The organism is Roseiflexus castenholzii DSM 13941 (genome assembly GCF_000017805.1).
GTDB lineage: Bacteria > Chloroflexota > Chloroflexia > Chloroflexales > Roseiflexaceae > Roseiflexus > Roseiflexus castenholzii.
The window spans coordinates 1,016,128-1,042,486 of record NC_009767.1; the positions used below are offsets into that span (position 1 = coordinate 1,016,128).

Below are 26,359 nucleotides of genomic sequence, written 5' to 3' on the forward strand. Positions count from 1 at the left end.
CCCTGTCAAAGCCATCTTCAGGACCCCAATACCCACTACGGATTAGATTCAAGTCGGGAAATTGGGTTTGATAGTGCTTCAAAAAATTGCGTTTCCACAATAGATTTTCATGAGCGTGATAAGGGATAGCGATCTCATCGCATGACCATAAAGGCAGCCAATCTTTACACTAGATGCTCTCGCAATTTCCAAAGCGTGCTGATTTGGTTCAACTCCAATTATGTTGCTTGGCTCCCCAATAAGTTCAGCTAAAGCGATTAGATTATGACCTCGATTACACCCGACTTCGCATACTTGCTCGACCAATAAACCATCTAACATTTTTCGAAAAGCAGGCAGGCGAGTGCGCCAATCAATTACGTTTCGATCCGTGTATGCTTTGCCAAAGTCACCTTCCCAAATTTTTCTTTGATATGTCATTTTCTTCTCCGTATATTAATGTATTGGTCATACATATAAACAGAGCACCCTTCTTATCCTTATTTAAGGTCAAGTATCAGGAATACCGTACTTTTTGCAATACTCCATTGTTTGCCCCCATATCTGAATGTTGATGAGGCTATTTTCGATATGCAGCTATTACCTTATCCATGGCTTTGATGACATCCTTTACATCTTCATCTGTCATAGCCGGGAAAATCGGTAAGCTAATTAATTGATTGTAAATCGACTCTGCTACTGGATATTCCCCTTCTCTGCATCCGAGTCGTTGCCGATAATAAGGGTGTAAATGCACCGGAATGTAATGAACATTAACCATTATTCCTTCAGCACGCAATGCCTTGAAAACTTCCGTTCTTGTTGTTCGGAGTTGCTGACAATCGAGCCGGATCACGTACAGATGGTACGCGTGGGAGACATCCGCCCGCACGTGCAGCGGTCTCACTACAGGTACTCCGTAAAAAGCCGCATCGTAATGCCGAGCAATCTCTTGTCTACGATTCAACCAACGGGGAAGCTTCCGCAACTGGCTTAGACCAAGAGCACACTGAATGTCCGATAGTCGATAATTATAACCCAACTCTACCATCTCGTAGAACCACGAACCTTGTTGCTCGCGCTGGCGATGGTCAATGGGAATACCGTGATTACGGAAAGTCCTCATACGCCTTGCTAGCTCTGGATTATTCGTGGTAATCATTCCACCTTCACCAGCGGTAATGTGCTTGACTGGATGAAAGCTAAAGGTGCTTATGTCGGCTAACGAACCTACTGGTCGACCTTTATATTGTCCACCTAAGGCATGGCAGGCATCCGCTACTAAGATCAATTTGTATCGATCAGCTATATCACGAAGCGCATCGTAGTCACATGGCTGTCCAGCGTAATCCACAGCAATTACCGCTCTAGTTCGCGGTGTAATTTTTGTCTCAACTTGTACTGGATCAATGAGCAGCGTAGCAGGGTCGACATCGACAAAGACTGGTGTTCCACCCTGGAAAACAACACAGTTGGCAGTCGCAGCAAAGGTCATAGCAGGCACGATAACTTCATCACCTGGCCCGATGCCAATGGCATGCATTGCTGCGTGTAGTGCAGCAGTGCCACTACTTACGGCCACTGCTTCCTTAGAGTCCACGAAACCGGCAAACTCTTGCTCAAACTCACTCACCTTTGGGCCAGTCGTCAGCCAATCAGAGCGTAGGACTTCAATGACGGCTGTAATGTCATCATCTTCCAGCCATTGCTTCCCATAGGGCAATGGATTTTGGCGCACAGGCACGCCACCATCGATAGCCAACTTCTCCGAGGCTGCGATCATATTAAGTCCTCTGCTAATACTCGTAGCTCACTTACCGAGAGCCACTGACTGTTTGTGTTACTAGCATACCGGAAACCCTCAGGGAGTGGCTTTCCTCCTTCCCAGTCCTTAACCTGCCACCATGGATATCTTGGCTGAACAACATACATATCTTCAAGTTCTAACGTATGACGTGCTTCATCTTCAGAAATTAATACTTCGTGGAGTTTCTCGCCGGGCCTAATCCCGATGGACTCCACCACGCAATCCGGTGCTATTGCTTTTGCTAGGTCCATAATGTTCATACTGGGAATCTTAGGAACAAACACTTCCCCTCCATGCATTTGCTCAATGCAACGAATAACAAATCGTACGCCTTGATCTAATGTAATCCAAAAACGTGTCATTCTCGGATCAGTCACGGTAATACGACCAGATCGCCGTTGCTCTCGGAAAAGAGGGATTACGCTACCACTGCTTCCAACTACGTTACCATAGCGTACACAACTGAAGCGAGTTCCGGTACTGCCTGAATAGGAGTTGCTTTGAATAAACAGTTTTTCAGCACAAAGCTTGGTGGCACCATAAAGATTCACGGGATTTACCGCCTTATCTGTACTTATAGCCACAACCTTTTTTACGCCCATATCGATGGCAGCATCAATAACATTTCTTGCACCGTTAATGTTTGTCATGACCGCCTCGATAGGATTATATTCGCAAGCTGGAACTTGCTTCAATGCAGCCGCATGAACCACGATGTCCACTCCATACATAGCACGACGTAGTCTTGCTAAATCGCGTACATCACCGATGAAATAACGTATAGAGGGATGATCAAACCCCGCTATTCGCATCTCATGTTGCTTTAGCTCATCTCGGCTGTAAATTATCACCTTCTCAGGTTGATAATCCTCTAGCATTATCTTGGCGAACTTTTTACCGAATGAGCCCGTGCCTCCCGTTACAAGTACTACTACCTCATGCCAGTTCATGGTTGCATCTCCTCTTCTAAACCGCCATCTATACTATAAGGCATCTCGCGCTTACCAGAATTACCGAGGTGACGAAACCGACTTTAGCAACATAAACTTATGTAAAATGTTTGCTCACCTTTAGACCTCGCGCCGCACTTAGCCGTAACGTAGAGCATCTTGTGGCATCAAGATTTCAGATATGAAGCGACGAAGGCTCATCCCTCGTCACTTCCACTGCTTGAACACAGTCTACGCTGATAGCACACCACACCAATCCTCGAAGCGCATGACCAAACCTAGAAAGTCTGCCATGATCGGCGCTATCATTATACACACATTAGAGTTCGTATCACAAATTGTGCAGGACGCGATGCAATCGTCAAGGTCCTGTACCCCTCGCCGCGCAACCGGCGCAGTTCCGACTCGAGCGCGTGCAGGCGCGCTTCGGCGCGGCACGGGCCTCGGCTTCACGCCGTGCCTGTTCCGCTTCGCGCCGCACGGCAGATTCTTCACGGGCGCGCACCTCGGCTTCCATGCGCGCTCGCGCCTCGGCTTTTGCTGCTGCCCAGGCCGCTGCCACCTGCTCCTCCGACTCGATCACGATTGTCGTCAACGTAGCGTAATCGCCGATCCGCCGCTGCTCGTCGAAACAATACACCTCACGTCCCTCTGCCCCGATCCAAACCCGCAACGGCTCCAGCCACAACCATACCTGCTCATTCGGAACCTGTCGGCGATATGTTGCACCCGCCAGCTCGTAGCCGAGTGCGCGCACCAGCGCTTCGCTGCGCTGCTCATGGGCGCCCGCAATCACGTAGAGCGGCACACCCGCCAAAGCATAGTGCGCCATCTTCACCTCCAGGTCGAGCACGCACGTCTCCAGCGAGGTTACCTCGACGATCAGCGTCGGACGCACTCCTTCCACCGCTACATCGAACGTGCTCCAGTTGCGGATGATCTGCAAGCCGAAGATGACCATCATATCCGATCCGTGCGCCTTCAAGCTGGGCATGTCCCAGGCGATGCGCACGTCGGTGAGCACGACCGCGTCAGGATGGTCGGCAACGCGGGCAAGGAAGACGTCCGCCTGATAACGCACGCGCCGCTGGTGGTCATAGTTGCACAGCACCTGGTCACCTTCCTCGGGATGCAGGACGTCCTCCAGCGTCAGCGGAACCTGTTCCAGATGGTGCGGGCGTCGAGAGTTGGACGCGGCCCGTAGCGCTAGCCGTAGCGGAAGGGGTCCTCAGCAGGTGGCGTGTCTGGCGCTGCAGCAGGGATCGTTGACCGGGGCACAGCGGTTGCTCCTTCATTCGATTGCCGCGCAAGACGCATCTGTCGTGACCTTGTCCCATACGATTATAGTACCGCTCACCATACCTGTGCAAGGATGTGCTGGCGCTCGCCGCTTCCCTTCTCGCCATCCGCCTGCTCCCTTCCATTCCTCGTCTCTCAAGCTTGTTCGACATCATTGACAATCTGGCCAATCCCACCATCCGCCTGCTCCCTTCCATTCCTCGTCTCTCAAGAGCGACGTTTTCAAGCGCGCCAGCATGTCGCGCGAGCAGGGGACGGCGGCACCTTGCCCCTACTGGCGTCCTGATACTAATGTTCGGTCATTTGGACAATATTGAGTCCACTGCACAAAGGCTTAAACCACCAAGGACCCGAAGCGTACAAAGGGGAAGAACCATCAAGCGCATTTCCTTTGCGTCCCTTGGCGACCTTCGTGGTTAGAGCCTGTTATGCACTTTCAACTATGACGGTCATGAACCGCTTGAGCCTCAGCATCGCACAGGCGAGAACATGCAAACCCGCCAACGTTTCCGGCCACCGTTCATCGTCGCGCGCCAGCCAGCGAAAGCGTGCCATCCGGGCGAAGCTGCGCTCCGCCGCCCAACGGCGCGGCAGCAGCACGAAGCCGCGTTTGGCGTCCGGCAGTTTGACGAACCTCTAGCCGCGTGCCGCGCGGGTGGGCGTCCGCGGCCGGTTGCTCGCCGGTGTATCCTTGGTCCGCGAACGCGACCTCGACGACTCGCCAGCGACGACCTGCACCTGGTCCGCCAACGTGGCGACCTGGGCGCGTTCCTGGGCGTTGTCCCAACGCGTCGCCTGCCAGATGGACTTTGCCGCCTTTGCGTCGCTGGTGGCCGTCGTCGCCGGCCCGCGCGCCGCCTTCCGGCGTCGATGGCATGGTGCGCGCATCAGCGATGACCGCTCGCGGCGCGGGGGCACGACCATCGATAGCGCGTAGCGGTATGCGCACATCGTGGACCAGGGTCTCGAAGACCCTGGCCGCCAGCCAACGCCGGGGCTGCCGGTCCACGGCGTGCCATGGCGGCAAATCGTTCGGCAGCATGCGCCACGATGCACCGGTGCGGGTAATCCGACGGAACCCATTAAACACCTCGCGCAGCGAGTGGTTGCGCTGCGGTGCGTCTTCCGTCATCAACGTCAGGGAGGGAGCGACGACGGACCACTCCTCGTCGCTCACATTACTGGGATAGGGTTTGCGTGTCATGCCAATAGCGTACCACGTTTATCTCCGAAGTGCATAACAGGCTCTAGAAACTCAAGCCTCGTTCCCCCGTTCCTCTGAGTTCTGCTGCCCTGTGGTATTGCTGCGATGGTCATTGGGCGAGTGTGAACCCAAAGCATGACGGGATGTATGTTCCGAGTCTGACCCATCCTGCTGCGGAGTTGACAATTGCTTATGCCCAAGCATCGCTTTCTGTCACGATGATAGATCTCGGTTCCGCTCCAATGTCGCTTGTAGACCTTCAGAATGCGCTGGACTTCCCGATGCGCGAGACAGGCATATCGGATGACTCACTTTCGGGATGCACCCCAACATCATGGTGAAGCGCCGTTGTGTATGGTCGCCGATGTCCTACTCATTTGGGTAAATCTGCAAAACTTTAGATATCACTGCATCTCTCAACGTGTAAAGTAATGCAGGCTTAGGTGTGAATATCGATTCATCCTCTGACTCGCAACCTCCCAAGCCTATTGTGACCGACGTATACTATATCGCTCACACACTGGAGTGGGGATTGCAAAATCGCGTCAATTCACTTACAAAGCCGCCATGAATCGACGGGTCAAGGCGCACGATGATGCATCCGTGTGCGCTTTAAGCACAGACATCATCTTTTCTCGCTGCTGGTTGTTGGTGCGCCGCCGTTCCGGCGCTTCGACCGGTGGAACTGCTTTCCTTCCGCCTCCTGCTTCTCGCCACTTGCCGCTTGCCTCACTCTCCGCGCACTCCCGACGCCACGGCATCGACCACCGCCTCCAACATCTCGTCGGTCAACTCCGGGTAGATCGGCAGCGCCAGGGTTTCGGCGGCAGCGCATTCGCTCACCGGCAGATCGCCGGGGCGATGCCCCAGGTAGGCGAAGCACTCCTGAAGGTGTAGTGGCACAGGATAGTAGATTTCGTGACCGATCTTGCGTGCTTTGAGCGTCGCCATGACCTTTTCTCGCTGGGAGACGCGGATGACGAACTGGTTGTAGATGTGCCGGCGCTCCGGCGCCTTGACCGGCAACACGACTTTTCCTGGCGGCAGAGCGCACGCGCCAGTGCTGCGCGCGCGGCATCCGTCCGTCAGACAGTCTGGTGGGTCGGTGACCAATCCCGCCTCGCTGAAGAGGCGGCGGTAGATTGCTGCATTTCGCTGCCGCCCCGCCGTCCAGTCATCGAGGTATTTCAACTTGACCCGCAATACAGCCGCCTGCAAAGCGTCGAGGCGGAAGTTGCCGCCGATCAGTTTGTGGTAGTACTTCGGATGGGCGCCGTGCCCCCGGAGCAGCCGAACTCGTTCCGCCAGCGCAGCGTCGTTCGTAGTGACCATGCCGCCGTCGCCGAAGCCCCCCAGATTTTTCGATGGGAAGAAACTGAAGCACCCCATGTGTCCAATGGCGCCAGCGCGCCGACCTTTGTACTCCGATCCGATCGCTTGCGCTGCGTCTTCGATGACGATCAGGTTGTGACGCTGCGCGATCTCCATGATCGGGTCCATGTCCGCCATTTGCCCGTAGAGATGCACCGGCATGATCACCCGTGTGCGGGGTGTGATGCGCGCCTCGATTCCTGCCGGATCGATATTGAAGGTCAATGGATCGATGTCCACAAAAACGGGAACAGCGCCGAGCCGGGCAATCGAACCGGCGGTGGCAAAGAAGGTGTAGGGCGTGGTGATAACTTCATCGCCGGGTTGGATGTCGATTGCCATGAGTGCGACGAGCAGTGCGTCGGTGCCGGAAGAGACGCCGATGCCATAGGCGCACCCGGAGTAGGCGGCGACTTCGCGTTCCAACGCTTCGACTTCGGGACCAAGAATGAACATCTGTGCGTCGGCGACACGGTCGATCGCAGCGCGGATCTCGTCGCGGATGGCAATGTATTGGGCTTTGAGATCCAGCAATGGCACAGGGGGACGAGGGTGGGAAGGTGGGAAGGTTGAAGATTGAAGGTTGGACGGCGACTTTTCCGATACCGGCGGCGCTTTGGGTTCGTTGGTTATCACTGTGACCTCCTGACGGTTGTGATAGTCGGACATGAGACTCGAAGTATGCGATACTCCAATATTCGCTGGCGTAGGAGACCGCATCTTCTCGCATTTTGTTGATCCTGTTGTTTGACAGATAATACCAATGACGATTGACGATGCCGCATGCGTGTCATTCCGAGCCCTTCGCTTCGCTCAGGGTAAACGCAGCGAGGAATCGGCGCGGGTCGCGCACGACCCCTCGCGCGGCTCGAGGTGACCATGCCGGATGGTCACAGGTCATTGGTATAACGGATCAAACCGTGGATCAACCGGCTAGCGCTTTCTGCCTGGGCAAGCGTCTGTTCGAAGACTTCACCGGATACGTACTGCCGATTATATGCCAGATACAGTTGTGAACGGACTTCGCCGTATGAGGCTTTGGCTCTTCCCAGGCGCTCAATGGAGAGGCTCTGAGTTCGGCTCTCGAAGCCTTCGGCGATGTTCGACATGATAGATACCGCAGCGCGACGCCTCTGGTCACGCAGCGTAAAATCGCGTGCAAACGCGCCAACATCGGAAAGATTATATACCGTATTCACAAGTTTTCGTGCTTGCTGCCATGCCTCCAGATCTTCAAAACGCTCAATTCTGGAGATTGACTTTCCTGCTGCTTCGTTGCTCATCGTGTGATCAATCAGATATTGCACAATGTTGCACATGTTGACAATCTGATAATTCGCGTTGGCTGAGCCTGTCGAAGCCAACGCCAACCACTCCAGGGGAGATCTCGTTCCGCTGGTGACGTTTCATCGCCGAGACTGATCAACTGCAGAGACCTCAAGGGTCGGGGACGTTCAACCTTCAGCCTTGACTGCCTGCACACAGGCGCATTGCCGTGCCCCCAGCAGTGTGCCCCTACCTTATCTTCCGCTTTTCGACTTCCACCTGCAACGCGTGCCTCACGCGAATGAATGACGTTGCAATGCGGCGTTGCTGCCTTCAACCTGTCCACCTTCAACCTTCAACCTGTCCACCTTTAACCTTCAATGCCTCCTCCTCCCCCCAATCCTCGCACTGCACCGCCTCCGGAGCGACCAGGCGGTAGCGCCAACCGCTTCCCGGGCATACCATCACTCCGTCGGCGTCTGGTTCAGGCAATCGATAGCCATGGCGACTCATCCATCCGCAGCGCCGCGCAGGAACTCCCAGCATGAGTGCGTAGTCCGGCACGTCGCCGCGCACGACGGCGCCGGCGCCGATGAAGGCGTAGCGCCCAATGGTTGCGCCGCAGATAATCGTGGCATTTGCGCCGATTGTGGCGCCGCGTCGCACCAGGGTGCGCAGAAACTCGGCGCGACGGTTGATCTCGGCGCGCGGGTTGATTACATTCGTGAAGACGCACGAAGGACCGCAGAAGACGAAGTCTTCCAGCTCGACGCCGGTGTAGAGCGAGACGTTGTTCTGGATTTTGCAACCGTTGCCGATGATGACGCCGCCGGCAACGAGCACATTCTGTCCCAACACACAGTTCGCGCCGATCCGCGCGCCTGCCATCACATGGCAGAAGTGCCAGATTTTCGTGCCGGCGCCGATCTCACACGGTTCGTCGATGATGGCAGTTGGGTGAGCGTAGTATAGACGATCGATATTCATTGCATTCCTTTCAGGACGTATCATCTATGCGCCTTGCCTGGCTTTCAGCAGTTTTGGCATCTGCTCTTAAACCACAGAGGCGCAGAGTGTGCAGAGAACGCCACTACATCGGCGCCGTGTGATGCCACGTCACCGCCAGCAACACGCCACCTTCAACCTTGGCACTTCACATTCGATATGCCACTCACCCACGGGCGTTGCACACCTGCTCTCCGCAATGACCCACGTGCGCGGGACGTTGCGCCGCAACGCCCCTACACACCACCATCTTCGACGTTCGCACCTTCAACCTTCCCCCCCTTTTTCAAGCGCTGCCACGCACCGTTCGGCGGCGTGACCATCGCCGTAGAGCGGCGGGTGCGGCGTTGTCGGATAGGGCTGGCGCGCAGCGGCTACGATCCGTTCGGGATCGGCGCCGACCAGGGTGTTCCATCCATGGGCGACTGTCTCGACCCATTCGGTCTCGTCGCGCAGCGTCACGCAGGGGACGCCAAGCCAGTACGCTTCCTTCTGCACCCCGCCTGAATCGGTCAGGATAACGCGCGCGCCGCGCATGAGGGCGACCATGCCCAGGTAACCGACCGGTTCGACCAGGCGCACGTGGGCAGGCGGAGTCCATTCGAGCGCGGCAATTGCGCGGCGCGCGCGCGGGTGCGCCGGAAAGATGACCGGCATGTCCAGCAGCGTCAGACCGATCAGAATGCCCTGCAAACGCAGCGGGTCATCGGTGTTTTCGGCGCGATGGACGGTTGCAAGCGCGTAGTCGCCTGGCTGGACGCCGAACGACTCCAGAACTGGGGTGTCGGCACGTTCGGCAGCCAACCGCAGCGCGTCTGCCATCACATCGCCGACCAGTATGACGCTGCGGGTGATTCCTTCGCGCGCCAGGTTATCGATAGCGGTTTGGCTTGGGCAAAGGAGCAGATCGGACAGGTGATCGGTCAATACCCGGTTGATCTCTTCTGGCATGGCGCGGTTGAAACTGCGTAGCCCGGCTTCGACGTGGGCGACGGGGATGCGCAATTTTGCCGCCGCCAGCGCGCCTGCCAGCGTGGAGTTGGTGTCGCCATACACCAACACCCAATCCGGGTGTTCCGCCAGCAATACCTCTTCAATCTTCGCCAGCATTGCGCCGGTCTGCGCGCCATGGCCGGCGGAGCCGACCGCCAGGTTGACATCGGGCGGCGGAATGCCTAGTTCGTCAAAGAAGATCGCCGACATATTGGCGTCGTAATGCTGCCCGGTGTGTACCAGCACCTCGCGGTGACGCGCTCGCAACACGCGACTCACGGCGGCTGCCTTGATGAACTGCGGTCGCGCGCCGACAATGGTGACGATGGTCAAGGGTTTGCTCATATGCTTTGCGAGAACCGAGAACTGAGAACTGAGACCTGGTGCTCAGGGGTCAGGAAGACCTTCCCACCTTCCGCCTTTCACCCTTCCACGTTCCACGGCGCCGCCTGCCCACGGATGCGCAGCGTGCGCCCCCATTATACCAATGACGACTGAAGATGCCGCCTTCCTTGTCATTCCGAGCCCTTCGCTTCGCTCAGGGTAAACGCAGCGAGGAATCTGACCGCGCGCAGCGCGGAATCGGCGCGGGACGCGCCCGACCCCTCGCGCGGCTCGGGGTGACAATGCCGGATGGTCGTCCATTGAAGATGCCGCCTTCCTTGTCATTCCGAGCGCAGCGACTTGTCATTCCGAGCCCTTCGCTTCGCTCAGGGTAAACGCAGCGAGGAATCTAACCGCGCGCAGCGCGGAATCGGCGCGGGACGCGCACGACCCCTCGCTTTGCTCGGGGTGAGAATGCCGGATGGTCGTCCATTGAAGATACCGCCTTCCTTGTCATTCCGAGCGCAGCGACTTGTCATTCCGAGCCCTTCGCTTCGCTCAGGGTAAACGCAGCGAGGAATCTAACCGCGCGCAGCGCGGAATCGGCGCGGGACGCGCCAGACCCCTCGCGCGGCTCGGGGTGAGAATGCCGGATGGTCGTCCATTGAAGATGCCGCCTTCCTTGTCATTCCGAGCGCAGCGACTTGTCATTCCGAGCGCAGCGACTTGTCATTCCGAGCGCAGCGAGGAATCTGACCGCGCGCAGCGCGGAATCGGCGCGGGACGCGCCAGACCCCTCGCGCGGCTCGGGGTGACAATGCCCTTGCCTGTATTGCGCTGTAAGAAAATTCCCCATCAGACGCGCCAGACCCCTCGCGCTGCTCGGGGTGACCATGCCGGATGGTCACAGGTCATTGGTATTATCCTTGATCCTGCAACGTTTCCACAAGTAACGGCACCGGCTCGCCATTCGTCACCAGGGAGCGCTGCGCTGCCTGGAGCACGCGCAGCACCCGCAACCCGCTTTCACCGTCGGTCAGCGGTGGTTCGCGGGTCAAGACGGCGCGCAAAAACGCTTCACACTCCAGACGCAGCGGTTCAGTCGCATCGAAGGCAACCCGTTCACCGGCGCCGCGTACCGGCACCGGCTCCCCTTCACGCACCTCAACGCGCTGATCGTAGAGCACGAGTTCTTTTGCCACATCATCGAAACTTGCCATTTTCTGCGAACCGATGACGACCAGGCGCTGCTCCTTGAACGGGTGCAGCCAGGAGACGTGGATGTGCGCGCGCACACCGTTGTCGAACAGCAGATTCGTCACCGTGACATCGGCGATATTTGGCTGAATATAGTTGCCGCCTGCGGCTGAAACCTGCACCGGCATCGCGCCGAGCAGCCGCAGAATGATGGCAATGTCGTGCGGCGCGAAACTCCACAGAATGTTCTCTTCGCGTCGCACCTTGCCCAGGCTCAGGCGGTTGGAGTAGATATAGTAGATATCCCCTAACGCGCCGCTGCGCACCATGTCGATCAGGCGCACCACGGCGGGATGGTATTCGAGGACATGCCCGACCATCAGGATGCGGCGTTGTTCGCGCGCAATCTGCACCAGCCGCGCTCCCTGCGCGTATGTCAGCGCCAGCGGCTTTTCGACGAACACATCGCGTCCGGTCTCCAGCGCCTGGCGCGCCAGATCGTAGTGCGTGACGGCCGGCGTCGCAATCACCACGGCGCCAGCGGTGACTTCATCGAGGCTGGCGACCACCGGCACATCCGGCGCAATCTGCGCCGCCGCTGCGCGCCCTGCTTCGGTCGAATCACAGACCATCGCCAGCGCGCCGAGGTGGTAAAAATTGCGCACCAGGTTTTTGCCCCAGTAGCCGCATCCGATGACCGCAACCGGCGGAATCCGGCGCCGGGTCGCGGTTTGCCGGGATTGTTGAGAGGTATCTGCCATATGCCATCCTGATCGCTATGTGCAAACTCATGCACGTCTACGAATGTCAGCGCCGCATGTTACTGAACCATTCTACCCAACGGAGAACGCGCGCGCGTTCCTGGACTGCCACACATCCGAGCGCTGACAGATAAATGCACGAAAGCGCCCATGTTCCATCCTCAAACGTCAGACCGAGAAAGACGCCAAGCCAGCTACAGATGGTCATTACCAAAACTTGACGAAAGGTACGCGGCGCTAGCCAGAGCGCCAACTGATCGTAGATCAGTCGCTGCGGTATGCAGGCCATGATCAGGACCAGACGCGCAGAACGGTTTCTCCAGAACAGGATGGTTAGTGCAAGCAGCGGACCGAACCAGAGCGAGACCGGAAGATAGTTCAAATGAGCAGGCAAATTGACGAGTAGCGCTGTGGGCCATCCTGGCATGATTAGAAGACTGACGACGAGAGATATGAACGCCAGGGCAATGCGTAGCGGATGCGGATATGCGGCCGCAACAGCAACTCCCAGATTTGGCTTGGCAAGAAGGCAAAATCCAAGAGCTGGCAGCAAGGCTGAGGCCGTGATCAACGGCGACCACTGGACGCTCAGAACTGCATACACATATGGGGCGCTTCCAAATACGAGCAGGTGGTAGAGCGGTTTGTTGTGTACCACACCCCAGGCCAGCAATCCCGAAGATATGCCCATAAATGCAGCCCCTGCAACAGGTCCGGGGAGCGGCGCCAGCGGGAGTGCGAGCAGGAGCGCCAGCAGTGGGTAGTAGAGATAATCGTTGTAGGGATAGGCGCTTTCGGGCTGGATGGCGGCGTAAGGATCAATGCCCGACATGAGCAGACGCGCGCCGCGCCAGACCCACGTAAAATCGGCAGCAACAATATCCGCACTGATCAGTCGTCCATACGTGAGCAATCCGCTCAACAGACCAAGCCCCAGTGCAATGGCAAGCCGATGCAAGCGGGACATCGGTGCTTCCTCTACACAACGGTGCAGTTTGGCCTTAGCTGCTGCTTCGTGACCATTGTGCATTAGCGCACTCGCTCGAATACACGGTAAGGTCCATCTTCCAGCACGAGACGGAATCGTCCGCTTGCCAGTGTCGACTCATACAGTTTGGCAACGCTTGTTCCGCCCTCTACCAGGAAATCCGGGTCGTTGACCATCGGATCATAGGCGATCAGCACGTTATCGTCTATTTCCCAGAGGCGTCGCAGCAACGCAACATGCACCTGGTCTGGCGGAAAAGTATAGGGTTGATCAAGCAAAAAGTGAAGCTCAGTCTCATACGTTTCGATCCTCGTTCCTTCCGGTTGCGCATTGAGCCACTGCGCCACGCGCTGAGCGGAATAGTCGCGTACCGGATAGGTGGCGGCAACGCTTACCGCTGTCAACGTTCCTCCCCAGAGTACGAGCACTGTGCCGAACAACGCCGCTCCGCCCGTCCGTGTCCACCGGCGTAACGTGAGAAGGTTGATTAGCGACACGAGACTATGCCGAATGGCAAAGCCATCGGTAGCGTTTGCTAGAAGGTCAGCTACAAAAATGCTCGCGACAATAATGGCAGGCCCCATGTAACGCACCCATCCGATGGAAAACACGAGGTACCATGCTAGCCAGCTGCCGCATAGTGCGAGCAAGGTCAGGCGAGTATACCAGACCGGCGCGCCGCTGCTGGCTGCAGAGCGATCATGCCACAGTCGCCACGTCCCCCAGAGCATGCCACAAAGAGCAGGAAGCCCAAAGATGGCGAGATTCTGGATGGCATCGAGGCGACGAGCGGGGGCGGTCACGATGGCAACGGTTTCAATCAGTCCTGTTGTTGGGTCTGGCGGCAGTTGAGCGTCGATCAGAATCGGATAGACCGATTGCTGAAGGATCCTGGCGCCAAGCACTGTTCCGCCTGCAACGAGAGTGAAAAGAGCGGCAATGCGCCATCGGCGCATCAGCGCGGCGACTAGCGCGGACATTGTCAGCGATACAATCAGGAAAGGTGAGAGTTGCGCTTTGCTCACCCAGGCTAGCGCGAGAAACAATGCCGCCGGGAAGAGTGCGACCCATCGATTGACAAGCGCACGCCATAGGAACAGATATCCGACCAGCAGATACATTAGCATCGGTATCTCTGCTAGCACCCGGCGTCCCAGCAGCAATGGATGGATTGTCGGAAATGCGGTCATACACAGGGCGGCAACGACTGTCGCAACCGCGACGCGCCGGTCATACAATCTGGCTGCGAGCGCCGCCAACAGCAGGACAACTGCCACAGCACAGAGTGCTCCGAAGAGTCGTCCCTGCCAGAGACCCACACCAAATGCGCGCATCATCATTCCAACCGGCAACGTTGTAGTGAAAGCCGCCTCCAGACCAGGGCGCGCTCGCTGACCATTGCGCAGGCGTCCGTAGTGCCCCTGCTCCGCCCAATTTCTCGCAACCGATAGGGTCCATCCCTCGTCCCACCACATCGCTGGTCCATCGAGATTCCAGAGGCTCAACGCTAAAAGTACGATGCTCAACGCACTCCAGGATGCTATTCGATGCGCGCGTCGTTGAGCGATGGTTGTTTCGCTTTCTTTGATGGAAGATATTGAGTGATCCATATTGTAGCTTGCTTTACTATTCGGTGTGCGAATGAGAACGGCGAATATTCTGGTATATGATGTTTCGGCTCATTATGTATCAGATGAAATGTTGTATCTATCGATGACTTGACCCAAAAACCTCTCCAGGCGGCGCGTCTGCTCCTCGCGCGACAATCCGGCGGACGCCGACGCCGGTAGGTCCGGGATGCCGCCGCACTCTTTCGCGTCCAGCCAGCGCGTGAGTTGCCCGGCAATCTCAACGGGATCGGCGGAGACCATCCCTGCCCGCCGCTCGCGGATCAGGTCAGCCGCCACATTGTCGGCGGGTCCAATGCCCAGGATTGGACGGCGCGCTCCCAGATACTCGAAAAGTTTGCCGGTGTAGACGCCGCGCTCGCGCGGGTCGTTCCACAACAGGAGCAACAGCACATCGGCGGCGCGCTGCTGCGCCAGCGCCTCGCGGTGCGGAACGGCGTCGCGGACATCGAGCAGATGTTCGACGCCATACTGCTGCGCTTCGGACCGGATTGCCACAATGCCGCTGATACTGTGGCTGTAGACTGTCACACGCACTCGCGCAGCGCGCGCCCCCAGGCGTTGCAGCGCGGCGAAGAGCGGTGCGGCGCGCTGGTTGATGCGATAGATCGTTCCGGTGTACACAATGGTCAACTGCGGATCGGCGCGCGTCGGTCGCATTGGTGGATAGTCGGCGGGGTCGAACCCGTTCAACACGACCTCTGTCGGCAGGTTATAGCGCAAGCGCAGAGCGTGCGCCAGCGGCTCGGAGACGGTGACCAGCCCTGCGGCTGTGCGCAGCGTCCGGCGTTCGAGCCATGTTTCCAGCACGCGCCGCCACATCGGATATGAATAGTAGTGATTGTCCGTCCAGAGATCACGCAGTTCGCCGACCCACGGCAGATTGTACTGCTGGTGAAGGGCGTTGGCGATCAGCAGCGACGTCGGCGGTCCGCTGCTGGCGACAAGCACATCCGGGCGCCACCGCTTCAGCAGGCGTTGTGCTGCGTTCCACCCGAACGGGAACCAGCCAATCGCATCGTCAGGGAACGCAACCAGCGCACGGTAGGCGTCGAGCAGGCGCAACGCAATGGTGTACTGCATCTGTCCTGCGGGGGCTTTGTCGAAGAGCGCCACAACGCCGGATCGATGGCGACGGAGGCGGGTGGCGAGCGTGTGAGGCATGCTGACATCGACCCAGGGAGTGGCGATGACGTGTTCAGAAGGAACCTCAAACGGCAGATCGGCGGGATACGGCAGGTTACGCGCCGTCACGATCCGCACCTCGTGCCCGAACTGACGCAGATACTTTGCCGTTTTGCCGACGCGCAGCGATGCGATGATGTTGTAGGGCGGGAAGTAGTAGGATATGAACAGAATACGCAAGGCTTCCTCCCGTAGGTAGAACCCATCCGATAACCGGATAGTCCGCGTTCTTGCGAGCCGAGTCATCTTCGATGCCCGCAACATTCGGTTTGCCGCCCCGATGTAGCCAGCGCTATCCACGCTACAGCCCGCGACGTGCGTGCTACTAATACGATGTGAGCCGCCAGCCGGGTGAACCGGTCAGCGTCTTGCCGCGATCACATACGCGCCGCATGTCAGTTCGTCGCGGGTGTAGCCGCGCGCCGTAAGTTCCGCCTCGATTTCCGGCGTCAGCAGATGTTCGCCCTCCCGCATATGGCAGTAATGGCGGATGATCTCGAAATGCCGCCCGAACACCGCAAGATAATCGCGAATGCGCCACTCGTTGAGCGGGACGGAAAACGGCAACTGACGCCGCCGCAAGTGATCCCATGGGTCGACTCCCGGCGGCACGTGGCGCAGCGGCACCTCGGCGAAACTCAGGTTGTGCCCGCCGGACGGGGCGGTGAAGACGTGGATCGCCGCCCAGACCACGCCGCCGGGTTTCAGCACCCGCGCCACCTCCGCAACCACTGCCGGAACATCGAGAAAATGCTCGAATGCCGCCACCGATGTCACCAGGTCGAAGGTTGCGTCCGGGAACGGCAGGCGCCCGACATCGCCGCACACCAGCGCATTCGCGCGCATCACTGCTGGCGGCAACCGCAGCCGCTTGGCGTAGAGCGCGCGCGCAACCGCATAGGCGCGCGCTTTCCACGATGTGACAGGACGATTGACCAGATCGATGCCGACCACCCGATGCCCCTGTGCGCGCAGGATGGCGTACTGCGGGCGCAGACGACCATTCGCCAGGTCGAGGATCGTCAGCGGACGGGAAAAATCCACATACCCGGCGACATCCGCGCGTCGGCAGCGATCCAGGTCGGCTTCGCCGCGCGAACGCGCGCCGCGCCAGACCTGCCAGGCATATGTGGGATAGTCGAGGAGTTGGGGCATGGCTACATCAGTGTATCGAAGATCTTCGCCAGCTCTCCGGTCAGGCTGCGGCGTTCGAAGCGCTGCACGCGCGGATCGACGCGCGTTGGCAGATTGTTCGAGCACCAGCGTTCGTAGAACCATTCAAGCGCCCGGCAGATGCCGTCCACATCATCAGGTGCAACGACAATTCCGGCATTGAACTCCTCGATGAGCGCCGCAGCCGCCGAGCGCCCGGTCAGCGCCAGGATGGGTCGTCCGCTGGCGAGGTACTCGAAGAGTTTGCTGGTCGTGACGCTGGCGGCGTTGGGGGCAGTCACCAGGAGTAACACATCGGCCTCCGCCTGACGCTGAAGCGCTTCGTGGTGCGGCACAGGACCCTGGATTGTGATGGGGCGCCGACGACCGTTGCATGTAAGCGCCTCCTGCTCTGCTGCTCCCAGGTTTCCAATAAAACAAACCTCGAGGTCTGCCAGGACAGACGACCGATTCTGTCGCAAGTTGTCCAAAGCCGCAAGCAACCCGGCAACGTTCGTGTGGCTACGGCTGTGCGCAAGAGCGCCGGTATGAACAACTCGCAAACGCTCTCCCTTCGTGTGCGGTCGCAGTGTTCCAACTTCAGCAGCGTCATATCCGTTGCTGATCACCGTGACATTCACAAACGGATGCCTTCGTCGCAGATCATCCGCAAGCACCTGATTGACGGTCACGATCTGATCGGCATTGCGCACGACCGCCTCTTCCAGCGCTCGTTCAATGCGCATTCGAGCAACTGAACGCAGGAGCGTCGGATCAGGCGGCTCGAACGTCCAGCCATCACGAAAATCGGCGACCCAGGGCAAGCCGGACAACCGCTTCAGTGCCAGTGCAGTCAGGTGCGCCGATGGCGGCGGCGCACTGCTGAAAATTGCGCGGAATGTCCCGGCGCGCAGCACTTGAATGCCGCGCAAAACCGCGCCGGGGAGCCATCCGGTATGAATATCGGGAATGAGAATCTTGTTCAGTGCGCGCGACAGTGTGCTATCTGGCGTCACGATAGGCGACCACGACGTGCCGGTTGCTGCGACTTGCCCATTCTTGATGCGACGGGCAAGCCAGCGCCCAATGTCCAGGATGTCGGGCGCGCGGAAGATCAGGCGCTCCTCATCATCAGCGAGCGCACCGTAACTCGATGTCGTCAGCACCGCCGGACGATACCCATACTGTGGCAGATAGCGCACGAATGCCCCAACCCGTCGCGTGCCGGGGTTCTCTGTCGGCGCATAGTAGTAACTGATCATCAAAAGACGCCGTTCTGAACGATGTATGGCAGTCATTGACTCTCTACCCGGTCAGGTCTGGCGGACGGATCGCGCAGAATCCAGTGCCAGAGATAGAGATAGGCGCGCGCGTGCCCTTTCAGCCCGAACAACCCTTCAGCCAGCACGAAAGCAATGCCGCGCATCAACCAGCCAAACGAGGTCGCTGCGCGCAGCACACGCGCCCCTTCATCGGTGAGTCCGTGGTACCTGCGAAAGTAGCGCAGCGCGCTGAAGTATTCGCTCTTCTTTGCCCAGACTTTGACATTTCTGATCGATTGATCGCCGAGATGGGTAATGGTCGCTTCCGCGACATACCCTACCTGCCAGCCATGGCATGCCATACGGTGACACCATTCGATATCTTCGTAGTAGAAATCGACCGCTTCATCGAACAATCCTGCCTGTTCAAACGCCGTGCGTCGCACCAGCATGCACGCGCCGCTGATGCAAGGGACAGAACCGCTCCGCCGACGCGCCACGCTTATCTGCTGGGAGAGCAGCCATAACCGTCCGATAGGGAAGCCAGGATCGGCAATTGATTGCGTCAGGAGGTATTCCAGAGGCGTCAGCACCGGGCGTGCGCATACCGCCTGCACCCAGCCATCGCGCCCAATCAGGCGCGGACCAACCATCCCATACGCAGGAGTGTCAAGGATGGCGTTCAACAGCGTCGTCAGGGCGCCAGGATGAACGAGGGTGTCGTTATTGAGCGCCAGAACAAATACACCGTTCGCGTGTCGAATCCCAAGATTGTAGTTTTTTGAAAATCCCTGGCGCGCCGGTGACTCAAGAATGCGGACTGCGGGAAAACGCTCGCGCACCAGCGTCACGCATCCATCGCGTGACCGATTGTCTACCAGAATGATCTCGTGCTCCGGCAGCGCGCCAGCGCGCGGCGCCAGCGCCGCAAGGTCCGGCGGATGCGCACAGAGCGACTCCATGCAGCGCAGTGTGTCGGCGCAACCGTCACTGTTGACAATGACGGTTGACAGGAGTGGTCGCAGTCCGTCATCGTCTTTTGTCAGTTCGGTCCCTTGCACTGCGAAGTGTCCGATGGTCATACCACCTTCTCGACGGATACAATACCCCGCGCACTCCACGCCAGTACAGCGCCAGCATACGATCAAGCGCCCCTTTTGCCAATCGCATCGTTGGCGAATTGAGCAGGGCGGGCGAGATGGTCAGGGCGTCGGCGCTCAACAGGCGACCATCATCAACTCGACGTGATCGCTGGACGATTGTGCGCTTAAGCGCGGTTTCTTTGCGATAACGCCACAGCCAGCGCGCGGCGTCGCCATACGCGCCGTGCAGCCCCAGGCGCCATAAGGCGAAGAGCGTCAGCAATTCTACCAGGAGCAGCGCCGGCAGGATGGCGACAATCGTGCGCATCTGGTAATTTTTGAACACCGACAGCAGCCGATTCCGCGTGTGCAGGAAGGGGCGTTTGCGTGGATAGGCGCCGCTGCCGCGCACGGAAAACTCCGCCGATCCCTCGCCATGATAAACGACCGATCCAGGATGATACCAGCATGTCCAGCCGCGCATACGTGCCCGATAGCAGTAGTCGAATTCCTCGTGATAGACAAAAAAATCCGGGTCGCACCCGCCGATTGCCAGAAACTTCTCGCGATCAAACAACGCTGAGGTCGAGTCAATTGCGCCGACCTCGTGCGGCGTCGTGTCATCCGTCGAGATCACCGGTTCCCACATCTCGTAGACGCAGAGGTGCCCGCAGAAATGGAGACTTCCGCCTGCTGATTGCACCTGCATACGGTCCATCGTCAGAACACGAGATGCAACCGCAAATATAGTCTCTGGATTGCGCTGATAGTATGCCACCAACGGACCGAGCCAGTTGGCGTCAACCACCACATCGGGTCCGGTGGCGCACACCAGATTCGTCTGTGCGCACCGGATCGCCTGGTTGAGTGCGGCGGAGTACCCGATGTTGCGCTGATTTGCCAAGACCGTAACATCAGGATATGAGCGCAAAAGAGCAAGCGATTCATCAGTTGAATCGTTGTCAACGACGATCATGTTGCTGATCGGGTAACTGCTGCGACGCAGCGAGTCGAGGTACGCCGGGAGGTAGTGGCTGTGGTTATAGTTCACGGTCACAACGGTAACTGGGCGGTTCATGCCTTGTTCCACACTTCCTGTATGACATACCGCTCCACCCACACCCCGAACAGCAGCAGCGCCCACAGGCGCTTGCCGTGGTTGATCCGCCCGCTGTCGTGTTCCGCCAGCAACTGCGCAAGCGCGGCAGGGCGGAACCATTCGCGCAGCGCCGGGTTGCCCAGCAAGCGCTCGCGCGCCCATGCGCGCAGTTCGCCGCGCAGCCATTGCCCCACCGGTACGCTGAACCCTTGTTTGCCGCGCGCAGCCACCTCCGGCGGGAGTTTGTCGCCGAATGCGGCTTTGAGCAGCCATTTCGTCTGTGTGCCGCGCACCTTGAAGCGTTCTGGCAGCCGTGCCGTCCATGCGACCCACCAGTCGTCGAGGAGTGGCGCGCGCACTTCAACCGCGTGCGCCATGCTCATCCGGTCGGTCTTCGGCAACAGGTCGCCCGCCAGGTATGTCACGTGATCGGCATGGAGCGTCCGGTCCAGGTGACTCGCGGCGCGCGCGTTGTCATAGGCGGCGGCGATCAGGTCCGCCGTATCGACATTCGCAAACGCATCGCGCCAGCGGTCGGTGTAAAGCGCCAGTTTGTCATCGTGGCTGAAGTACGATCCCCAGCGCACCAGCGAGGCTTTGGGGGTCGTCGCCGACCATTGCGCCAGTCGCTTCAATCCGGTGATCGGGCTGCGATCCTCGGGGATCCATGTCGGGTCGGGGAGCCATCCCACGGCTGCCGGCACAGCCCGCCGCGTGATCCACGCCGGCAATGCGGCATACGGGCGCAGCAAACCGTCAAGCGCGTACCGCCGATACCCCGCAAGCGTCTCGTCGCCGCCGTCGCCGCACAGCGCCACTGTGACGTGCCTGCGCGTCTGGCGCGACAACTCGAACAGCGGCAGCGCCGCCGGGTCTGCCAGCGGTTCGTCACACGCCTCGACCACCGCTTCAATCGTGGCTGTCAGGTCGGCAGGGCGGAAGATGAACTCGTGATGGTCGGTGGCGTACCGTTCGGCAACGGCGCGCGCATAGCGCGTTTCGGAGAAGAGCGGCTCATCGAAGCCGATCGAGAAGGTCTTGACCGGTGCGCTCATCTGTTCCGCCATCAACGCAACGATAATCGACGAATCGATGCCGCCGCTCAGGAAAGCGCCGAGCGGCACTTCGGCGATCAGACGGCGCGCAACCGCTTCACGTAACAGAACCCGCGCCTGTTCAATCGCTTCGGTGTCGCTCAGGTTCAGTTTCGGCTCAAAGGCGATCTGCCGCCAGCGCTCGATCTTCGGCGCTGCGCCAGCCTCAAAGACCAGTTTGTGCGCGGCCGGCAGTTGAAAAACGCCCTGAAACATCGTCAGCGGGTCCGGCGTGTACTGGAGCGTCAGGTAATGGTGGAGCGCCAGCGGCTCGACCTGCCGCGCAACCCACGGCGCCGCCAGGATGCATTTGGCTTCCGACCCCCAGAGCAACCCGTGAACGGAGCTGTGCCACCAGAAGAGCGGCTTCTTCCCCATTCCGTCGCGCGCCAGCAACAACCGCCGCTTCCGCCGGTCCCACAGGGCAAAGGCGAACATGCCGTTGAAACGCAGCAGCGCATCGTCGCCCCATTGCTCGTAGGCGTGAACGATCACCTCGGTATCGCTAGAGGTAGCGAAGCGGTGCCCATACTGCTCCAGTTCGCGGCGCAATTCCTGGAAGTTGAAGATTTCGCCGTTGAACGTGACCAGCGTCTGCCCGTCTTCACCGGCAATCGGTTGGTGTCCGCCGCGCACGTCGATGATTGCCAGGCGTCGCATCGCCATACCCAGTCCACTTTCGACATGAAACCCGTCACTGTCGGGTCCGCGGTGGATGATGCGTGCGTTCATGCGCCGGAGCAGCGCCGCATCGACGGGTTGTTGAAGATCAGGGGTTGCGATGCCGCAAATGCCGCACATGTGCTACTCTTTCGTCCTGTCGAATGCAAAACGGTCGTGTTTGTTCAGCAATATCATGAAAATGGCGTGAAAGCGCTTATGAACGGCGGGTTCTTGCCAGAGTACGATGAAAAATGCAGGTAGATAAGTTGTCGTTAGTAAATAGACTTCATTGACCCATAATGTTTCGAAATTCATTAAGATATAGAGGAACCCTATCCATGATGAAACTGTCAAGATCAGCATTTGCTGGCGCGTTTTTGGAATTACCCAAAGGAGTAATTGATCGTAGAAGAAAAGATGTTGAGGTGTCATACTCATTAAGAAAAAGAAACGGGTTTTGTAATTGCGATAGAAAAAGATGCTAACCAGAAAAATGGGTCCGAACCATGAAAGAATCGGAATAAATCCGCCGTAGTGCCTGGATTGATCGATCCATCGCCAGAACCAGTCAGGAATCAAAATAAATGGGATTATTCCTATCAAAGTTGTCATTATTAGTCGTATCGGCGTCCATTTAATAGAAAGTGCGACTGGAAATGCTATCGTGGGTTTAGCTAGCAAAACCGGTGCAAAAACCGGTAGGAATAGTGCAAGCATGAAGAAAGGTGACCATTGAATGCTTTTGAGCGCCATAAAGTACGCTGGTGATACAAAGACGATTAGTCGCCAGTACTGGTTGTCGCGGATCAGGATATACGCTAAGCAGGCGCTACCTATCCCAAAAAGCAACACTAATCCCCATATACCTGGAAAAAACGCCCAGGGAAAAATGACAATCGCGGCTGTGAGTGGATACGGCACAAGCATCATTGATGGTTCGTGGCGATACGGATCGCGACCTTCCCACAGATCACGTGCGGCATTGAACGCCCACCCCATATCTACCAGGATTCCATCAATGTGATTCGGATGTAGCCTGATCAGGACGATAGCCGAAAGAGCGCCTATCAGGCATGAAATCCATACACGACGATGTGAAGCCTCGCAGAAAGTTGAGCGTATCATTGCGATACTCATTGTGCTGTTCGTATCTGCGTACAGTCGGAGCAATCCTTCTTTCAGGCTGAGTATCATTAGCAATAGATTTATTGATGTATTTCGGGCATATCCGCATCGGGGTCGATCCCCAGGGCGCGCAACCGCGCCGCCAGCCGCTCGGCGCGCTGGCGCTCGGCTTCGGCGCGCTGGCGCTCGGCTTCGGCACGCTGTTGTTCGGCTTCGGCGCGCTGGCGCTCCACTTCGGCACGCTGTTGTTCGGCTTCGGCGCGCTGGCGCTCGGCTTCGGCGCGCTGGCGCTCTTGCGCCGCCAGTTCCGCCCCGGTGGGGATCAGGTGGCCGTCCCGGTCGCACCAGCGCAGCCAGACCGCCTGCACCCCTTCGTACTCCCCGTCCCACAGGCGCGCCCCCAGCCCGACGTCGCGCAGGATGGGGCTGTCGCACGGCGTGTAGGTCCGCCCGCGCAACTCGTAGCAGCGCAGGAGTTCCGTTCCCAGGAGGCGCTGCGGGTCGAAGACGAGGCAGTAGCCGACGCCGAGTTGGGCGTACCGCGTCCGTTTGCGGTCGAGTTCGCCGCCTTCGCGGTTGGAGACGATCTCCACCACCACGTCGGGCGGCTTGGCGAAGCGCCAGATGAAATACGAGCGGTTGGGCTTGGGCCAGAGGTCGTCGGCGAGGCGCACGTCCAGGCTGAGCAGGGCGTCGGGGACGATGGCCGGCTCGCCTTCGCCGAAGAAGATGCCGACATTGGCGGCGGCGAGGAGGGGGCGTCCGAGGCGCGCGGCGACGTCGGCGCTGTAGAGCGGCTCGGTCAGCAGGCGCTGTTGCTTTTCGGAGAAGAAGTTGTCCACCGGCGCGTCGTCCTCGGTGATGAACCGGTCATAATCCGGCAGATACTCCGGCGGCGGCGGTTGGGCGGGGTCCACCTCCGGCATAGTCACAGGCGTCGTCATCGTGTCTCCTCCTGGCGCACACCCTCTCGTGGCGCTTCTGGGCAACCGGTCGCGCGGGCGTGGTCGTCATCGTTCCGCTCCTTGCCCGCCCTTATGCGGTTGCGTTCCTTTTTCCCGACGGACGCGCGTGGTCGTCATCGTTCCGCTCCTTGCCCGCCCCCTTTCCTCCTTCGCGCGCCGGTGCGTCGCGCCGACGGGATGCGGCGTGCGAGGGGGGCGATGCCGCAAATGCCGCACATCTCACGCTTCCGCATCGGGGTCGATCCCCAGCGCGCGCAACCGCGCTGCCAGTCGCTCGGCGCGCTGGCGCTCGGCTTCGGCGCGCTGTTGCTCCGCCTCTGCCCGCGCATGTTCCACTTCGGCGCGCTGGCGCTCTTGCGCCGCCAGTTCCGCCCCGGTGGGAATCAGGTTGCCGTCCCGGTCGCACCAGCGCAGCCAGACCGCCTGCACCCCTTCGTACTCCCCGTCCCACAGGCGCGCCCCCAGCCCGACGTCGGGCAGGATGGGGCTGTCGCACGGCGTGTAGGTTCGCCCGCGCAACTCGTAGCAGCGCAGCAGTTCCGTTCCCAGGAGGCGCTGCGGGTCGAAGACGAGGCAGTAGCCGACGCCGAGTTGGGCGTACCGCGTCCGTTTGCGGTCGAGTTCGCCGCCCTCGCGGTTGGAGACGATCTCCACCACCACGTCGGGCGGCTTGGCGAAGCGCCAGATGAAATACGAGCGGTTGGGCTTGGGCCAGAGGTCGTCGGCGAGGCGCACGTCCAGGCTGAGCAGGGCGTCGGGGACGATGGCCGGCTCGCCTTCGCCGAAGAAGATGCCGACATTGGCGGCGGCGAGGAGGGGGCGTCCGAGGCGCGCGGCGACGTCGGCGCTGTAGAGCGGCTCGGTCAGCAGGCGCTGTTGCTTTTCGGAGAAGAAGTTGTCCACCGGCGCGTCGTCCTCGGTGATGAACCGGTCATAATCCGGCAGATACTCCGGCGGCGGCGGTTGGGCGGGGTCCACCTCCGGCATAGTCACAGGCGTCGTCATCGTGTCTCCTCCTGGCGCTGCGCGCGTGGGAATATTGTAGCACGTTCGCCGCGCTGACGGCACGTTGGCGTGCTGTTTTGGACGCCAGTTGTTCAAACATGGGCAGGTACTGCTGCGCCACTGCTTCCCACGACATCCGTTCCGCCCGCTGCCGCGACGCGGCGCCCATCTGCCGAAGACGTGCGCTGCTCACGCTTCCGCATCGGGGTCGATCCCCAGGGCGCGCAACCGCGCCGCCAGCCGCTCGGCGCGCTGGCGCTCGGCTTCGGCGCGCTGGCGCTCCACTTCGGCACGCTGGCGCTCCTGCGCCGCCAGTTCCGCCCCGGTGGGGATCAGGTTGCCGTCCCGGTCGCACCAGCGCAGCCAGACCGCCTGCACTCCTTCGTACTCCCCGTCCCACAGGCGCGCCCCCAGCCCGACGTCGGGCAGGATGGGGCTGTCGCACGGCGTGTAGGTTCGTCCGCGCAACTCGTAGCAGTGCAGCAGTTCCGTTCCCAGGAGGCGCTGCGGGTCGAAGACGAGGCAGTAGCCGACGCCGAGTTGGACATACCGCGTCCGTTTGCGGTCGAGTTCGCCGCCCTCGCGGTTGGAGACGATCTCCACCACCACGTCGGGCGGCTTGGCGAAGCGCCAGATGAAATACGAGCGGTTGGGCTTGGGCCAGAGGTCGTCGGCGAGGCGCACGTCCAGGCTGAGCAGGGCGTCGGGGACGATGGCCGGCTCGCCTTCGCCGAAGAAGATGCCGACATTGGCGGCGGCGAGGAGGGGGCGTCCGAGGCGCGCGGCGACGTCGGCGCTGTAGAGCGGCTCGGTCAGCAGGCGCTGTTGCTTTTCGGAGAAGAAGTTGTCCACCGGCGCGTCGTCCTCGGTGATGAACCGGTCATAATCCGGCAGATACTCCGGCGGCGGCGGTTGGGCGGGGTCCACCTCCGGCATAGTCACAGGCGTCGTCATC

General features: G+C 59.4%; 21 protein-coding genes and 1 pseudogene. All 22 read right to left on the bottom strand.

What is annotated here, in order from left to right; genetic code table 11:
- Positions 1 to 559 precede the first annotated feature (559 nt).
- On the bottom strand, positions 560 to 1,762 hold the full coding sequence (gene pseC, locus RCAS_RS03985) for a UDP-4-amino-4,6-dideoxy-N-acetyl-beta-L-altrosamine transaminase (RefSeq protein WP_012119325.1): 1,203 nt from the start codon (positions 1,760 to 1,762) through the stop codon (positions 560 to 562).
- Entirely contained in the window at positions 1,759 to 2,736 is a 978-nt protein-coding gene (gene pseB / locus RCAS_RS23720; protein WP_012119326.1) for a UDP-N-acetylglucosamine 4,6-dehydratase (inverting), read from the bottom strand. The genes pseC and pseB overlap by 4 nt, the downstream gene beginning before the upstream one ends.
- Positions 2,737 to 3,097: 361 nt before the next feature.
- Positions 3,098 to 3,847 (bottom strand): Uma2 family endonuclease, encoded by a 750-nt coding sequence (locus tag RCAS_RS23205; protein ID WP_012119327.1) that lies wholly within the window; start codon positions 3,845 to 3,847, stop codon positions 3,098 to 3,100.
- Between the two features lie 614 nt (positions 3,848 to 4,461).
- Positions 4,462 to 5,239 (bottom strand): annotated as a pseudogene (locus tag RCAS_RS03995) (transposase).
- Between the two features lie 729 nt (positions 5,240 to 5,968).
- Positions 5,969 to 7,246, bottom strand: coding sequence for a DegT/DnrJ/EryC1/StrS family aminotransferase (locus tag RCAS_RS04000; RefSeq protein ID WP_012119328.1), 1,278 nt, complete (start codon positions 7,244 to 7,246; stop codon positions 5,969 to 5,971).
- A gap of 254 nt (positions 7,247 to 7,500) precedes the next feature.
- Positions 7,501 to 7,893, bottom strand: coding sequence for a four helix bundle protein (locus RCAS_RS04005; RefSeq protein WP_157042536.1), 393 nt, complete (start codon positions 7,891 to 7,893; stop codon positions 7,501 to 7,503).
- 331 nt (positions 7,894 to 8,224) lie between these two features.
- Positions 8,225 to 8,863: an acyltransferase gene (locus RCAS_RS04010; protein WP_012119330.1), complete on the bottom strand. Its 639-nt coding sequence runs from the start codon at positions 8,861 to 8,863 to the stop codon at positions 8,225 to 8,227.
- A 285-nt stretch (positions 8,864 to 9,148) separates the two neighbouring features.
- On the bottom strand, positions 9,149 to 10,219 hold the full coding sequence (gene wecB / locus RCAS_RS04015; RefSeq protein WP_012119331.1) for a non-hydrolyzing UDP-N-acetylglucosamine 2-epimerase: 1,071 nt from the start codon (positions 10,217 to 10,219) through the stop codon (positions 9,149 to 9,151).
- Between the two features lie 899 nt (positions 10,220 to 11,118).
- The gene (locus tag RCAS_RS04020; RefSeq protein ID WP_012119332.1) at positions 11,119 to 12,156 is read right to left on the bottom strand and encodes a Gfo/Idh/MocA family protein; all 1,038 of its coding nucleotides are present in this window, start codon (positions 12,154 to 12,156) and stop codon (positions 11,119 to 11,121) included.
- Positions 12,157 to 12,202: 46 nt separating this feature from the next.
- On the bottom strand, positions 12,203 to 13,123 hold the full coding sequence (locus RCAS_RS04025) for a hypothetical protein (RefSeq protein ID WP_012119333.1): 921 nt from the start codon (positions 13,121 to 13,123) through the stop codon (positions 12,203 to 12,205).
- 62 nt (positions 13,124 to 13,185) lie between these two features.
- Positions 13,186 to 14,670, bottom strand: a complete 1,485-nt coding sequence (locus RCAS_RS04030) for a glycosyltransferase family 39 protein (RefSeq protein ID WP_198135996.1) — start codon at positions 14,668 to 14,670, stop codon at positions 13,186 to 13,188.
- Positions 14,671 to 14,826: 156 nt separating this feature from the next.
- Positions 14,827 to 16,137: a glycosyltransferase gene (locus tag RCAS_RS04035; protein WP_232280161.1), complete on the bottom strand. Its 1,311-nt coding sequence runs from the start codon at positions 16,135 to 16,137 to the stop codon at positions 14,827 to 14,829.
- A gap of 180 nt (positions 16,138 to 16,317) precedes the next feature.
- Positions 16,318 to 17,112, bottom strand: a complete 795-nt coding sequence (locus tag RCAS_RS04040) for a class I SAM-dependent methyltransferase (protein ID WP_012119336.1) — start codon at positions 17,110 to 17,112, stop codon at positions 16,318 to 16,320.
- A 2-nt stretch (positions 17,113 to 17,114) separates the two neighbouring features.
- Positions 17,115 to 18,407, bottom strand: a complete 1,293-nt coding sequence (locus RCAS_RS04045; RefSeq protein WP_012119337.1) for a glycosyltransferase family 4 protein — start codon at positions 18,405 to 18,407, stop codon at positions 17,115 to 17,117.
- Positions 18,404 to 19,453, bottom strand: coding sequence for a glycosyltransferase family 2 protein (locus RCAS_RS04050; protein WP_232280162.1), 1,050 nt, complete (start codon positions 19,451 to 19,453; stop codon positions 18,404 to 18,406). The genes RCAS_RS04045 and RCAS_RS04050 overlap by 4 nt, the downstream gene beginning before the upstream one ends.
- On the bottom strand, positions 19,401 to 20,531 hold the full coding sequence (locus RCAS_RS04055) for a glycosyltransferase family 2 protein (RefSeq protein WP_012119339.1): 1,131 nt from the start codon (positions 20,529 to 20,531) through the stop codon (positions 19,401 to 19,403). The genes RCAS_RS04050 and RCAS_RS04055 overlap by 53 nt, the downstream gene beginning before the upstream one ends.
- Positions 20,528 to 22,447, bottom strand: coding sequence for an asparagine synthase (glutamine-hydrolyzing) (gene asnB / locus RCAS_RS04060; RefSeq protein ID WP_012119340.1), 1,920 nt, complete (start codon positions 22,445 to 22,447; stop codon positions 20,528 to 20,530). Before asnB ends, RCAS_RS04055 begins: the two co-directional genes overlap by 4 nt.
- A 3-nt stretch (positions 22,448 to 22,450) precedes the next feature.
- Entirely contained in the window at positions 22,451 to 23,434 is a 984-nt protein-coding gene (locus RCAS_RS04065) for a hypothetical protein (protein ID WP_157042538.1), read from the bottom strand.
- Positions 23,435 to 23,514: 80 nt separating this feature from the next.
- Complete coding sequence (locus RCAS_RS04070; RefSeq protein WP_012119342.1) at positions 23,515 to 24,378, bottom strand: Uma2 family endonuclease; 864 nt, start codon at positions 24,376 to 24,378, stop codon at positions 23,515 to 23,517.
- Positions 24,379 to 24,618: 240 nt separating this feature from the next.
- A complete protein-coding gene (locus RCAS_RS04075; protein WP_012119343.1) occupies positions 24,619 to 25,404 on the bottom strand; it encodes a Uma2 family endonuclease in 786 nt (261 codons plus the stop codon).
- Complete coding sequence (locus RCAS_RS25515; protein WP_198135997.1) at positions 25,331 to 25,597, bottom strand: hypothetical protein; 267 nt, start codon at positions 25,595 to 25,597, stop codon at positions 25,331 to 25,333. Before RCAS_RS25515 ends, RCAS_RS04075 begins: the two co-directional genes overlap by 74 nt.
- Complete coding sequence (locus RCAS_RS04080; protein ID WP_012119344.1) at positions 25,594 to 26,358, bottom strand: Uma2 family endonuclease; 765 nt, start codon at positions 26,356 to 26,358, stop codon at positions 25,594 to 25,596. Before RCAS_RS04080 ends, RCAS_RS25515 begins: the two co-directional genes overlap by 4 nt.
- Between the last annotated feature and the right edge of the window lies 1 nt (position 26,359).